Origin of the sequence: Oceanobacillus sp. CFH 90083 (assembly GCF_009389585.1) — a bacterium.
Taxonomy (GTDB): Bacteria; Bacillota; Bacilli; order Bacillales; family Amphibacillaceae; genus Oceanobacillus.
On record NZ_VIYG01000018.1, the window covers coordinates 43,217 to 56,259 of the forward strand.

Genomic DNA, 13,043 nt, shown 5'->3' on the forward strand with positions numbered 1-13,043 from the left:
CGTTCGTCCTCTCTCCTTTTTTTCTTGAATGGTTTTTACCTCGTTTTCAAATATCCTGTATCCTTATTCTACTAATTTATTTTTTCGTTTTCTATACATTATAAATAAACCGATACCATTTAATAAAATTAATTCCAAGATAACTGTGCCTAATGGCGCCCATCCGCTCATTAGTGTACGGGAAATATCAGAAAGAGCCGGGGTATTCCCGGCATCAATATATAATTTTTTTGGGAGCAAAGAAGAGTTAGCGAAACAAGTTTTTTATCAAATGTCAGAAGAAGTATTCGATGAGTTTCAGCGTCTCATTGATAATGAAAAAATGCCTTTTAAAGATAAACTTAACAAAGTAGTATTAATGTCGGATAAAAATCAGGAAATGCTAAATAGTGAGGGATTGAAAAATTTCATGTTTGAAGACCCTGACTTTAAAAAGTATATGGAGGAGTTATCTGAAAAAAAAGCATTTCCGATGTTTGAAAAGTTAATTAATCAAGGAAAAGACGAGGGGTATATTACACAAGGGATTTCGGCCAAAGCTATTTCAGTCTATATGAATTCCCTTGCTACAATCATGAGTAAATCCCGGGAAAGAGAAAATTTGGACGTTGAACTTCGAAAAGAATTAAATCATTTATTTATGTATGGTGTATTCGGAAGCGAGCCAACAGATGAGGGCAACTTTAAAGGGTAAATTATTCCCTTATAGAACAATCTTTCGTCCACTTCCTACCTGGGTAAGCTTATCCGGGTTTCGTACGATGTGGATTCTGGCAATCTTTCCGCGTCGAAGTTGTATAAATACAGCCGCTACTGTTTCGTTCCCTGAACGGAGCACTATACCAGTCTCACCGTTCAATGGCGCAGCCTCGAAGTATAAATTACCCTGATAAAAAGAATTGATCTTTCCAAACACGCCGGCTAGTAATCGAGCGACCTGATCACGCGTTTGTACAGGACGCTTGATCGCGATTGCTTTTCCGCCTCCGTCGGCGATGAGCATGACATCTTCGGTCAGCAGAGACAGCATATAATCAACGTTACCTTGCTCAAGCGATGCGAGAAACTGGCTGATCCATTCCAATTCGACTGCTTCGGCTGCGACTTTCTCTTCCTCGGATATTCCCATCTTATTTCTTGCCCGGCTCATCAGCTTGCGGCAATTCGCCTCTTGCTTGCCGAGCAGTTCAGCAATTTCAGGATAATGGAAGCCAAGTGCCTCACGCAGGACAAAAACTACACGCTCTGTCTGTGTCAACCTCTCCAACAGTACAAGTATGGCATACGACAGCAAATCGTGGCGGACGACAGTTGTCTCAAGCGTATCCTCCTTTGTCCAAATAGGTTCGGGAAGCCACGAACCAACATACACTTCCTTTTGCTTCCATACCGATTTCTGCAGATCAAGGCAGCGATTGGTTACCATTTTGCACAAATATGCTTTCGGATTCTCCAAACATTCGAGATGTATATCGTTTGCCTTTAAAAATACATCCTGCACCGCATCCTCCGCATCTTCTACTGATCCTGTCAGCTGATAAGCAAGTCTGAACAACAGTACTTTGTATTGTTCGTATAGTTCCTCCATTCGCTGCCTCTCCCTTTCTTGATGGTAATAATATAATCTTGGTTTATTTGTTGTTATCGAAGCGTACTTGCACCATCCCATGCCAGTTTCTTGAGTTTCCAGGCAAGTTTTCCAGTTATAACTATATCAAGGTTCCATTTACGCACCCACACCAAACCGCGATTTTCCCCTAGACCAATGCCAAAAGCTTCCATCATCGATTTGTGAACCGGGGCAGAGCGGCCCTCCAGATCGGCCATCACAATTTTCCCTAATCGAAGCGCCTGCATCGAACCTTCTTTACACGTCATCTGATCTGCTTTTCCAGTTCTTGGATCGACGATTTTTGTACAATCGCCAATGCTATAAACATCCGACATTCCTTGGACGCGATAACATTCATCCACCATCACTTGACCATCGGAAGTGAGCGGCAAACCTATACCGTGAAGAACGGGATTAGGAATCAGACCAATCGTCCATATGCACAGTCCTGCCGTCAAATGCTCGCCATTGTCGAGCGTCACCACTCCAGCTTCTTCCTGCAGCGCTTTCCGATTGTGCAGCACGATCACACCACATTCATGGAGCATCTGATTCAACTTCTGTCCAATTTTCTCCGGGCCTTCCGGAAAGAGCCGTTCCTGTGAATTCAGTAAATAGACAGAGACATCGAACGAATCCAGCCCTAACGACGCTGCTTTCTTTTTCATGGCAAGTGCCAGCTCGGCTGATGTCTCGATCCCGCTGATACCTGCTCCCGCAACGGCAATGGTCATCAGTTGTTTTCTTTCCTTCAGGTTCGTCTCGCTAACAGCCTTCCGCAGATTATCACGCCAACGTTTCCGGATATCTATCGCAGTTTGTGGATCAGTCAAAGTAATCCCACCCTGATCGAGATTCGGCTGCCTGACGATACTGCCTAACGCAACGACTAAAAGGTCATAACGAATGCAGATATCCTTGCCTTGCCCATCTGTATACCGAATTTGTTTTTCCCCGCTATCCACGGATATAACTGTACCTTGTACAAATTCAACTCCTTCTGAAAGATAGTGTGTCCAGGGAATCATAATCTCTTCTCCGCCGGCGGCCGGCCGAAACAACATGACTTTACGTACATGACTGGGCTGCTTATCGATCAAAACAATCCGAATCCCCCTTTCGTTCGCCAAACCTCTGGTCTCTTTCTTTATTGCTTTGAGTGCAGGAAGTCCTGCATGGCCTCCTCCAATAATGATACATGTCAAGTCGTTCATCGCTTCTCAGCTCCTTTTACCTTTTACACATATAACGATGCAGGAGCTTGATTTGTGACATGATTGCGAGATAAACTCTCGGCTTTATACTGCTTTTATTTTATCAATGTTTCCTCTTTTCTCCATTTAATTTATTACTTTTACCATTTTCATATTGAGCCTTTGAATTCCTTTATTTTTTGCATGAAACCCTAATAAATTTTTCAGAGGTAACTAATTATTAGATCGTTTGTTAACTTCGATTGTAATGAACTCCGGCAAATAGCTGGGAGTACATCCTTTTGCTACTGTTTCATCTTTGTAAAGACCCGTTTTCACACCAAGTTTCATACAACGCGCTCGATTCTTTTCATCATAAACGCCTATCCAGCCTGCGGTGAAATTCATAGCCCATTGAACTTCCGGTTCTTCCTGCGTAATATTAGCTTCTAATGCAGATAGCAAGTATGCGGTGTTATCAGGCGGTGTTTGTCCAGTCCATCTCAATCGCCCTTGATAATACCAGAAGGCCCGCCTTTGAAGAGCAGAAGGACTATTTTCCCATGACTCCATCAATGCAATTTTCTTCTTGTCTTTGGTGAGCTGATTAGCCATTAACCAATCCATTAAGTTATTTCGCTCATTAAATGTGTGAGTCTGCATATCCTTATCAAGCTTATTTAGCACATCCTGTGAAAGAAGTTTTTTGTCCATAATTAAGATTGCTAATAGCCTGGGCAAAAACGTTTCCGTTGACCAAAGTTCCATAGCCAGTTCGTGATCTTTTTTAATGTCCTTCGCGATTTTTCGTAAGTCGCCCAGCTTCGTTTTACTATTGATCTGAGATAGAATGCTTTCTGCTTTTGATGAGCGTTTTATTTCTGTACCTTTATTTTCATTCATTAAAAATACTCCTCCAGTCTTTTTATGGTTTTCTGGTCAACTACCATTATACAGGATTTGGGGAGGTACTTCTTTTTTCGTATCCTGAACTCATTGGGACGCAAGGATTAAGAATTAAGATTTTTATCAATACGCTATTAAAGCGTCCAATCATTGAAGGCTGCGACCTGTTTTTGCTACTTATTTTTACTATTATTAAATAAAAACATCGTAAGCGGGGCAAAGATAACCAAAATAGCTGCGGCGACGACCATCACTATGGCAAGGTCTGCGAATGCAGCTGTTCCATACATCAACTCTCGAACAGCAGTAGTTTGTATAGAAATAGGGTTTATAGTTACTAAGACTTGCAGCCATTCAGGTAACGTTCCGGGATCTACAAAAATATTACTTTTGAACTACCCCCACCTATCAACCTTAATGCTTGTTTGAAGTGAGAGATTCCTAAGAACACCAACCCATCGGTCAGTTATGGATTAGGCTATCCCCGCAGTCCCTGCGGTTAATCGTAATGCTTCCTTACGAAGATTGACACTTGCGTTAAGATCTCTCTGGTGATGGCATTTACATATGTCACACGTCCATTCACGTAAAGCGAGATGTTTCACGTCTTTGTTTTGGTGTCCACAATGGGAGCACAGCTGACTGGATGGATAGTTTTTCGCAACCGCCACAACTCGCTTACCGTACCAGTCAGCTTTATATTCCAGCATCTTTCTGAATGCTGACCATGATACGTCGCTAATTGCCTTTGCAAGATTGTGATTTTTCAACATGTTTTTTACAGACAAATCTTCTATACCAATAATATCGTGGTTTTTGATAATATCAGTAGAAATTTTATGCAGCATATCTTTTCTTGCATTAGCTATTTTTTCGTGAAGCCGGGCCACTTTTCTTTTTTGTTTATACCAATTAGCGGAACCAATTTGTCGTCTGGACAGAATCACCTACGCTTTTGCCAGCTTATTTTCTAATGTCTGGAAAAATCTTGGGTTCGCATACACAGTTCCATCTGAAAGGGTTGCAAAATGGATTAATCCGACGTCGATACCTACAGATGAACCTGTCTTTTCATGGTGTCCGACTTCAGTTTCGACTACGATCGAAACAAAGTATTTACCGGAAGGGTTACGCCTGACAGTTACATTTATAAGTCTGCCTTCCACTTTACGACTTTTGGCTAAACGAACAAGTCCGAGCTTAGGTAATTTGATATGTTTATCCAGGACAGCAATATTTCCATTGACATATTTGGTGGTATACGATTGAACTGGGTTCTTCTTTGATTTAAAATGAGGTTTCCCATTCTATTTCCTGTAATAGCGCGTATAGGAATCATGCACAGTTTCAACTGCTTTTTGAAGGGCAATACTATCTGCTTCTTTTAGGAAGGGGTAATGCTTCTTTAATTCCGGAATCGCTTTGATAGACGCATTTTTCTGGAAAAACCCGCCCTTCCAATTATTTTGAAGGGGCTGCTCGTTTTGCACCATTTCGTTCACCGTATACCAGTAATTGTCTTTCTCTTTTTGTTTTCCTGTAAAATAGTTATAGACAAAGCGGGCACAGCCTATTGTCTTATGGATAAGCGTTATTTGGCTTGTGTTCGGATAGATCCGGAAACGAAATGCTTTTTTTGCTTTCATGGCTCTCACCTCCTCCTATCCATTATACCAAATGAAACCACAAAAAGGAACGTTTGTTCTTTGTTTTCAAAAAATAGAACTATCAAAAATCTGCCCTTGCCCTTAGGAGATTCGTCTCCCCCTTACCTCCTGAGTGATGCTCTTCATGCGCTTGAAGAGGGAGTTTTCTCGCCTATTTCTGATAAAAATAAGTGGGAATAATACTATCATACTAACCATCATGAGTGACTTCTCTGACCGCATGATAATCCCTAACGTCGTCCAAATCCATGAAAAACAAAAAGAGAATATCAGGATGATTATTACAGCTAATAAAACGTCAACTAAACCACCCTCTGGTTGAAATCCTAAAATTAATCCCAGAGTAATCATAATTGCCATTGCTATTGAATAGCGAATAATATCAACAAGCAATGAACTCACTAATAATGAGAGATACACTATCCTCTGCAGCAGTACCTTCCTCAGAGCCCGATGCACCAAATACTAAAATAGTTTGATTTACGCTTGTCATAAAGAAACTGCCACAAATGGAACTGGAATACATATTATTTTATGATAAAGAAAAATCAGAATAAATCACTTTCATAATACAATTGTGTCCCGTTTTGATAACCATATTATCTGCTTTTTATTTTGTATCCTTGATATAACTTTATTGTACAGCTTCTAGTGTTATATGCCCTCGTAAGGTGATCTGATACTTCACACATAATAGGTCTTAGATTCTTCTGCTTCTTTTAACCTGTTTTCATTCTGCCTATATCTCAATTACTCACTAAAGAATTTAACTTTTCCAGTCTGTAATATTTAAATGTATCGCAACCTAATGTTAGTCTGTCTCCTCAATCATTTCAGTCTGTTCGTTTGCCATTTTCCATAGGTCAGCGAACGCCACAACCATTCGCATGGACCAAAGCGAAAGTGGCGCAGCCAATATTTGCTGATAATGATTTGAATTGCAAAAATAACACATGACAATAAGAAGCCAGCAAAGGCACCCACTTCACCGTACAATCCCAAGCCATAATGATAGAATAAAAAGGTACAGACTACTGATTGCAATAAATAATGTGTCAGTGCCATACGCCCTGTATCCTGCAACGGAGCCAATCGTTTGCGCCATACGTCTTTTTGAAGAAGCAGAAATAAAGTGGTTATATAAAAGATACTCATAGCCGGTCCCGAAATAAGTGCTCCGGCAAAATGCGCATAGTTGTAACCGCTCTCCGCCGCATCCACTTGGGTATGTAAAATAACTTGACCGATTAAGAAAATACTCCCTATTAAACCACTATAGCACCAAACCCTACGTAAAAGTCGATTGTCGGACTTCCAACGATAAAACCAGTTCTTTCGCCACACATAAGCACCCAACAGGAACATGGCAAATGTCATTGGAATTAATGCTATACTACTCTCCTGTACCATCGACATATCCACGATACGCTGCTGAAGCATATTCAGATAACCTCCAGTGCCGTAAGCACGGTAAGAATCATCAATCAATTGATGGATCTCCTCAGCAGGGGGAGCCAGCGGCGGTCCGAACGTGACAACCTGCGGGGCAAATGTGTTCATTGCAATCCAGACAGCCGGAATCACCAGCAGGCTGACTGCCCAAATCAGCAATGTTTTTGGCTTACTGTTTCTAAACAGCAAGAGAAAAAATCCTAATATAGCATAAACAAATAATATATCACCGAACCAAATGAAATAGTTATGGATAAGACCAATTACCAGCAATACAGAAAGCCTTCTTATATAAAGTATCACACCATTTTTGCCCTTTTGTCTGACACGTTCAAGAAAAATCATAAAACCGACTCCAAACAAAAACGAAAACAAGGAGATAAATTTATAATCGACAAGGAGGTAAATCAGTTGTTGTACGACCTGATTCACTCCTCCCTCTGCACCTCCTCCTTCAAGCATGCCGGTATATAAGGATGGGGAAGAAAATAATGTTATATTCGCGAGCCAAATTCCAAACAACGCAAACCCGCGCAGAATATCAATTTCTATCATTCGTTCCTTCCTTTTGATTGGTGTCGTATGAACCTGACTATAAAGTGAATTTACAGCCTTCATTTTCCTCACCTCTCTTTATTGAAAGCGTTTTATAATTTCATCAAAAAGCTCCGACAATACAAGAAAATAACAAAAACATCCATATGAGATATTATTTGTCTGGAGCATATCTAAATAAACGTTTGTACGTTTCCAAATGTTTTATTCACCTTCATTTTTTAAATCATCTTTATTTCCCATTTAATATTGCTTTCCACCCAGCCATTCGAAAACGTTTCACTGTATCCATATACTCTATGGCTTCTTCTTTTGATAAATCGTGGTCAACAATTTCATATAAATCGTGAAAGCCTGCTACACAAATAACATGTAAAAAGTGCTCATTTACTTTAATCCCCCATCTATCTAAAACTTTTTTTTGAAACTCCTCCTCTATTTGGGCTAATTCGTTAAGATAATTCTCATACTTCGAACCTGTTGAACAGCAGAAAATTAATTTAAAATCGCCAAAATGGTTATAAATATAGTCAATTATCTTATCAGTGCTATCAAGGGATGTTTTTTCTATCGTTTCATTATCTTCCCCATCTACCTGCTGGTATATTTGCCGAATGTAGTTTAATAGTTCAGATGCTGACGATTCAACCAACGCTTCAAATAAGTCTTCTTTATTTTTGAAATGATTATACATTGCCCCCGTCGTCACGTGAGCTTTTTTAGCAATGTCACGGAGGCTGGCAGATTGGAACCCCTGATTCAAAAAAGCATGGTGTGCTTCCGATAAAATTCTTTCCCTGGTTAATTTTGAATTATAACTCATAAATACCCCTCAAATTGATAACGATGTTATGTTAAGTAACAATGTTATCAACTTTATGCTGATTAGTCAAAGATTTTATTTTCAATCTAGAGCGTTACTTCTCCAAATAGTAAAATAAATATTTTCATATCAACTTTCTCGAACTACGGTTTGTTCTCCATGGTTTCTAATTCGCCTAGATCTATAAATAGGTAATTTATCATTCACATCACTCGTATCATGTATTTTAGTTTACTCTTAACAATCAGCCAATCTGGCAGCTATACTCGTTCTAGATAAAAAATAGGTATGGACATGGAATTTCTGTCAAGAAGAAAGCAGCGGCTAATTATAACTGCTGTATGTTTTTCATTAAATCGACCGTTTGCGGTAAAACAACAAATAGTACTAACTTCGATAAATAAGTCTACGCAACAAGGCATCTAGAGGGCCGCGCATTCCTTTATACTCCATCATCATGGCCAAAAGAAGACTGGTGAGCCAGACAAACACAGCGATAATAACTGCTCCTGTACTATTCAATACCTGACCCAGTCCAAATCCGACTGGTGATAGGGTGATGACCAGCAGAGCTTCGATAAAGACATAAAAAGTGAGTGATCGTTGTCCTAACGCAGTCAACGAGCGGACCATTAGACCTGTACGACTGACAATGGAACCAACCAGTCCGAATATGGCTGCATACCCAATACCACCGGCGAGCCCCGTAATCATTTGAAGAGCTATAAACAATCCTTCTATCGTTGGGGAGGAACTCCATAGCGGTGTCCCGTCAAGGGCAAGCGGAAGTCCCCCAAGAATTGAGATGGAAGTGCCTATGACAGCTATTCGAACTAAATGCTTTCGATTGCCAACAAGCAGCAAGTTATGACGTGCAGCCCATACCCCGATCAGTATCGGCAAGAGCATGGGATACATGAAAAGTTGAATCAAAATCATGAAAGGGAAACTGATTAAATTAAAGAGCGTAGTTTCTATATATGATTCCGAGTTTGATTGTCCCAGTGTTTCCATGCTCACCCCAGAAGCATTCATTACATGCGCCATCCCCATCCACACAACAGGAAGCAGAAAAAGAAAAAATAAGGAAACAAGCAGAATAGCACGATTAAGTACACGATTCTGACGAAATAAAATCCATCCAATAAGAAGCGTGGAGAAACCGTAGAAAGCTAGAATATCAATCCCGCCGATAATAACGGTATGGACAAATCCAAATAATAAAAGAAAGGACCCACGACGCCGCAATAATCGTTTAGATTCTACTTCTAATGTCCCGGCACTAAGCTGACGATTAACCATCATGGCTAACCCATAACCTAACAATATAGCAAACAATGGAAGTCCTCGATTATCCACGAACAAGATACTGACAAAATTAACAGCTTTATCTATAACTCCCCCACCATCTTGTCGATCGAGCAATAATGGCGCATGAGCAAGGGCAATGATCAAAAGCATAAACCCTCGGGCTAAATCTGGTGCAAGCAAACGCTCTTTCGCTAATACAGACCCACGAGCTAATCCTCTCGAGTAAGAAGAACCATTGCCCGTTTGTTTTTTTAAATTCTTCATGTCACAAACAACCTCTCATTAATTTTTCATATAGCTACCCTAGAGTTACTGAAACGATGTTTGAAACGAATACAATGACTTATGCTAGTACAATACCAGCAATGATTTCTAGTATTGCTGTCCACCTTAAGTGTAGCCGCACACCTGCCCAAGACTGCTGTCCGCGGCTCCTTAAAAAATAAACAACAGCTAACGCAGTGATGGTTACTCCGATTCCGGCAGCTAATTGTTCCACAGTACCAAATGAACTGTCATCCCCCAAAAGAATGACTGCAGGTGTCGTTTCAACATACAAGGCAAAGAAAAAAACAACTACGGTCAGTAACATTGCCCAAATAGTTTTCTTCATCCATTCATATTTCAATGAATCTGTTTCATTAACTCCATGTGAAGGCCTCTTCATGTTATACCACCTTTCTTATCAAGTATTATGCCTGAGGTATACCATAAAAAGTAGTTACATTTGTCATGAATCATATTCCATCATAACTGGATTCGTTGATGTTAATCTGCCTTACTTGTGGGATATCATGATGCTATTTTCATTACAAAAGCTCCATTTGAAAATACTATCCAAAGAAGGGAAGAGGGGAGCTTTTAACATATTTTAGTGCGTTTTTTTTAGAGGCACCCAAAGCTTTGGACCATTATGGAAAATCTACGGTCATTTTATGCAAACTACAGCTTGGTAATATTAGCGTAGCAACTTAGTGATAGCTCTTTTGCTAAAATTTTCGTGGACATTGTTTTCAACTTCATCATTACTAGAGGCTCTTTCAATTATTAACCGATTAAATGAAACATTGGCTGCCAGGTTTAAAGCAGATCCCTAATACCTCTTCAAATCCATCGTTTCATTTAGTTCAATTCATTCCCGATGATACGATTGACTTTTTCCGATCTCCCCCCATTTTGTTTCATAACAATCCATGATACTTTCAATGTATTGAATAACATCATCATCCAACAGGAACAAATTTCCTTCCTTTGGCGGTTGCTTTTGAAGCAACCAATATTTTTCAATAAGTGCGGAATCACCATAAAAAGTATTTTCAAGAAAAAATACGAGTCTATTAGCCAAATCCTGTGACTTGGGTGATTCAGGCTCTTCGTTCTTTTGCTCCTTGGCAGTCTTCAGCAACGCAACCAATTCTTTGGACTCTCTTTCACCCAAATCCAGATCAGGGTTTTTCAAGATGTTTAGCTCGCGTTCATCAAAATACTGCTCCAAAAATAAATGATTGTTGTAGCGTTCTTCTTCCGTCTGTCTGACAAATTGAAAAATATTCCTCCAGCTTAGCTCCTGCTCAATCTGGGATAAATGATAAGACATTCGCATCGTCTTTTCTAAATCACGGAGCCTTTCTTTTTCCTTGGCGATGAGCGCCAACTGTTCTTCAAAAACGTTTTCCCAATTTTTTTGATCCAGAATGGTTTTAATTTCGTTTAATGAAAAGCCAAGTTCCTTCAGGGCAATAATCCGCTGCAATGTAATGATATTTTCATTTGAGTAGAAACGGTAACCCGATTCTGCGGTATAAGAGGATTTCAACAGATTGATCTCATCGTAATATCTGAGTGTCCGAACGGTTATGTTCATTTCTTTTGCTACTTCTCCAATACTGTACATCGTGAACCTCCACACTATTTGTCGTAATTACTATACATCCTTACGTCAGCGTAAGAGTCAATACGTTATTTATAAAATAACAATAAAGTTATTTCATTAAAATAACTCAAACACATATAACCTCATCCTGATTTTTGGATGAGGTTAAAATAATGTTGTTTTATTTTAATAAAAAGCGCTTTATCTGAATTTAAAAATAATAAACTCGTTATCAATAAGACTCTTTTTTATTAATTTCTTCAATCAATTTAGAAATTAATAACTTTAGTGAGGTATTGACCTCATTTTTTACAAATTCCCCATCTTCGTTCAATTTACTGTCTGCTCCTGAAATTAACAAAGCTCCACCTTCGAATACATTCGCATATAACATACTTAAATTGATCTGTAATGATTGATGAGCATTTTCCCCATTACCTGAAGCTGTAATGACTGCTACTGGTTTTGTATAGAGCTCAGCAGACGATACCAGCCACTCCAGCGCATTTTTCAAAACACTGGGAACGCCCTTTATATATTCAGGTGTACAGATAATAACCCCGTCTGCCCCTGAAAGCAATTCTCTGTATACTTGCACCTCTTCTGGCGGCTGGTCACCATCTAATTCAGGATTAAAATGCGGCAGGTTTTCAATAACATTGTAAATTTCATAATCAACATTTTCAGGCATAAAGTTTTCCAGGCAACGAAGCACTTTTTGAGTTGATGATTGCTTTCGAATACTTCCTGACAAAGCTACAAGATTAATCTTTGTTTCGATACGATCTTCTCCTTTCATAATTATTGATATAAATATTATCTCCGTCCAGAAACGTTAATTCCATTAATCTGCTTTCTAGTTCAATTAAACACTCTTTTGAGTCAGTAAAACTGGCTGGTAGTGTGGTGACCAGACACCACGAATTAGGGGAAATGGCATTGTTAAGGTTTGATATATTAAAAAAACGCCATTTGTCGGACAATACCGTTCAAATGACGTTTTGAAATGCCAGAATAAAAATTCGCTCTTATTCATGACAATGTACTATATTACTTCCTGCATAATACCTGTCGTATCAAAGCAGTCTTTAATTTTCTTCCACTTCTAAATGAAGCTTATTTGTCTGTTTGATTTCTTCCTCTTCCAGCTCACGCATATCGATTTCTTCTTCATTGCTGGAGAGCATCTTAACATCCATACCAAGACTTTGAAGCTCTTTAATGAGTACTTTAAACGACTCTGGAACCCCCGGTTCCGGTGCATTATCCCCTTTTACGATGGCTTCATATGTTTTCACACGTCCAACGGTATCATCTGATTTAACCGTTAAGATTTCCTGAAGGGTATATGCAGCACCGTAAGCTTCCAATGCCCAAACCTCCATCTCACCAAAACGCTGTCCGCCGAATTGTGCCTTACCACCAAGCGGCTGCTGCGTAACGAGAGAATATGGTCCGGTTGAACGAGCATGCAGCTTATCGTCAACCATATGCGCAAGCTTAATCATATACATGACACCTACAGATATACGGTTGTCAAAAGCTTCTCCTGTGCGACCATCATAAAGGATCGTTTTTGCATCTCTTGGCATGCCGGCTTCTTCAAGGGTTTCCCAAACATCTTCCTCGGTTGCTCCGTCAAATACCGGAC

At 39.6% G+C, this 13,043-nt stretch carries 12 protein-coding genes and 2 pseudogenes; 2 read left to right on the forward strand and 12 right to left on the reverse strand.

Going from position 1 to position 13,043, the window contains the following annotated elements:
* Positions 1-28 precede the first annotated feature (28 nt).
* Positions 29-247, forward strand: a pseudogene (locus FLK20_RS22330) (TetR/AcrR family transcriptional regulator); the annotation flags it as partial.
* Positions 248-271: 24 nt separating this feature from the next.
* Positions 272-694, forward strand: a complete 423-nt coding sequence (locus tag FLK20_RS19185; protein ID WP_227995165.1) for a hypothetical protein — start codon at positions 272-274, stop codon at positions 692-694.
* 9 nt (positions 695-703) lie between these two features.
* Here the strand turns inward: FLK20_RS19185 and sigJ are convergent, their stop codons facing one another.
* The 12 genes and pseudogenes from sigJ to FLK20_RS19245 all read right to left on the reverse strand — a co-directional run.
* Positions 704-1,588, reverse strand: a complete 885-nt coding sequence (gene sigJ, locus FLK20_RS19190; protein WP_152658218.1) for an RNA polymerase sigma factor SigJ — start codon at positions 1,586-1,588, stop codon at positions 704-706.
* Positions 1,589-1,641: 53 nt separating this feature from the next.
* Entirely contained in the window at positions 1,642-2,826 is a 1,185-nt protein-coding gene (locus FLK20_RS19195; RefSeq protein WP_152658207.1) for an NAD(P)/FAD-dependent oxidoreductase, read from the reverse strand.
* A gap of 213 nt (positions 2,827-3,039) precedes the next feature.
* Positions 3,040-3,708, reverse strand: a complete 669-nt coding sequence (locus FLK20_RS19200; protein ID WP_152658208.1) for a DNA alkylation repair protein — start codon at positions 3,706-3,708, stop codon at positions 3,040-3,042.
* Between the two features lie 476 nt (positions 3,709-4,184).
* Positions 4,185-5,357, reverse strand: a pseudogene (tnpB, locus tag FLK20_RS19205) (IS200/IS605 family element RNA-guided endonuclease TnpB).
* 102 nt (positions 5,358-5,459) lie between these two features.
* The gene (locus tag FLK20_RS19210; protein WP_370453219.1) at positions 5,460-5,738 is read right to left on the reverse strand and encodes a hypothetical protein; all 279 of its coding nucleotides are present in this window, start codon (positions 5,736-5,738) and stop codon (positions 5,460-5,462) included.
* 468 nt (positions 5,739-6,206) lie between these two features.
* The gene (locus FLK20_RS19215; protein WP_152658210.1) at positions 6,207-7,448 is read right to left on the reverse strand and encodes a DUF418 domain-containing protein; all 1,242 of its coding nucleotides are present in this window, start codon (positions 7,446-7,448) and stop codon (positions 6,207-6,209) included.
* 169 nt (positions 7,449-7,617) lie between these two features.
* Positions 7,618-8,208 carry a TetR/AcrR family transcriptional regulator gene (locus FLK20_RS22145; RefSeq protein ID WP_152658211.1) on the reverse strand — a complete coding sequence of 197 codons (591 nt, stop codon included), beginning with the start codon at positions 8,206-8,208 and terminating at the stop codon, positions 7,618-7,620.
* Positions 8,209-8,595: 387 nt separating this feature from the next.
* A complete protein-coding gene (locus FLK20_RS19225) occupies positions 8,596-9,783 on the reverse strand; it encodes a DUF418 domain-containing protein (RefSeq protein WP_152658212.1) in 1,188 nt (395 codons plus the stop codon).
* Positions 9,784-9,862: 79 nt separating this feature from the next.
* Positions 9,863-10,186: a hypothetical protein gene (locus FLK20_RS19230; RefSeq protein WP_152658213.1), complete on the reverse strand. Its 324-nt coding sequence runs from the start codon at positions 10,184-10,186 to the stop codon at positions 9,863-9,865.
* 465 nt (positions 10,187-10,651) lie between these two features.
* A complete protein-coding gene (locus FLK20_RS19235) occupies positions 10,652-11,413 on the reverse strand; it encodes a MerR family transcriptional regulator (protein ID WP_152658214.1) in 762 nt (253 codons plus the stop codon).
* A 211-nt stretch (positions 11,414-11,624) separates the two neighbouring features.
* Entirely contained in the window at positions 11,625-12,191 is a 567-nt protein-coding gene (locus FLK20_RS19240; RefSeq protein WP_152658215.1) for an NADPH-dependent FMN reductase, read from the reverse strand.
* 289 nt (positions 12,192-12,480) lie between these two features.
* A partial coding sequence (locus FLK20_RS19245; protein ID WP_483310483.1) for a DNA-directed RNA polymerase subunit beta occupies positions 12,481-13,043 on the reverse strand: 563 nt, incomplete at its 5' end.

Coding starts and splice junctions, on each gene's coding strand:
- FLK20_RS19200 (WP_152658208.1), bottom strand. CDS start 3,708: ATGAATGAAAATAAAGGTACAGAAATAAAACGCTCATCAAAAGCAGAA.
- FLK20_RS19230 (WP_152658213.1), bottom strand. CDS start 10,186: ATGAAGAGGCCTTCACATGGAGTTAATGAAACAGATTCATTGAAATAT.
- FLK20_RS22145 (WP_152658211.1), bottom strand. CDS start 8,208: ATGAGTTATAATTCAAAATTAACCAGGGAAAGAATTTTATCGGAAGCA.
- sigJ (WP_152658218.1), bottom strand. CDS start 1,588: ATGGAGGAACTATACGAACAATACAAAGTACTGTTGTTCAGACTTGCT.
- FLK20_RS19195 (WP_152658207.1), bottom strand. CDS start 2,826: ATGAACGACTTGACATGTATCATTATTGGAGGAGGCCATGCAGGACTT.
- FLK20_RS19215 (WP_152658210.1), bottom strand. CDS start 7,448: ATGAAGGCTGTAAATTCACTTTATAGTCAGGTTCATACGACACCAATC.
- FLK20_RS19210 (WP_370453219.1), bottom strand. CDS start 5,738: ATGGCAATTATGATTACTCTGGGATTAATTTTAGGATTTCAACCAGAG.
- FLK20_RS19235 (WP_152658214.1), bottom strand. CDS start 11,413: ATGTACAGTATTGGAGAAGTAGCAAAAGAAATGAACATAACCGTTCGG.
- FLK20_RS19225 (WP_152658212.1), bottom strand. CDS start 9,783: ATGAAGAATTTAAAAAAACAAACGGGCAATGGTTCTTCTTACTCGAGA.
- FLK20_RS19185 (WP_227995165.1), top strand. CDS start 272: ATGTCAGAAGAAGTATTCGATGAGTTTCAGCGTCTCATTGATAATGAA.
- FLK20_RS19240 (WP_152658215.1), bottom strand. CDS start 12,191: ATGAAAGGAGAAGATCGTATCGAAACAAAGATTAATCTTGTAGCTTTG.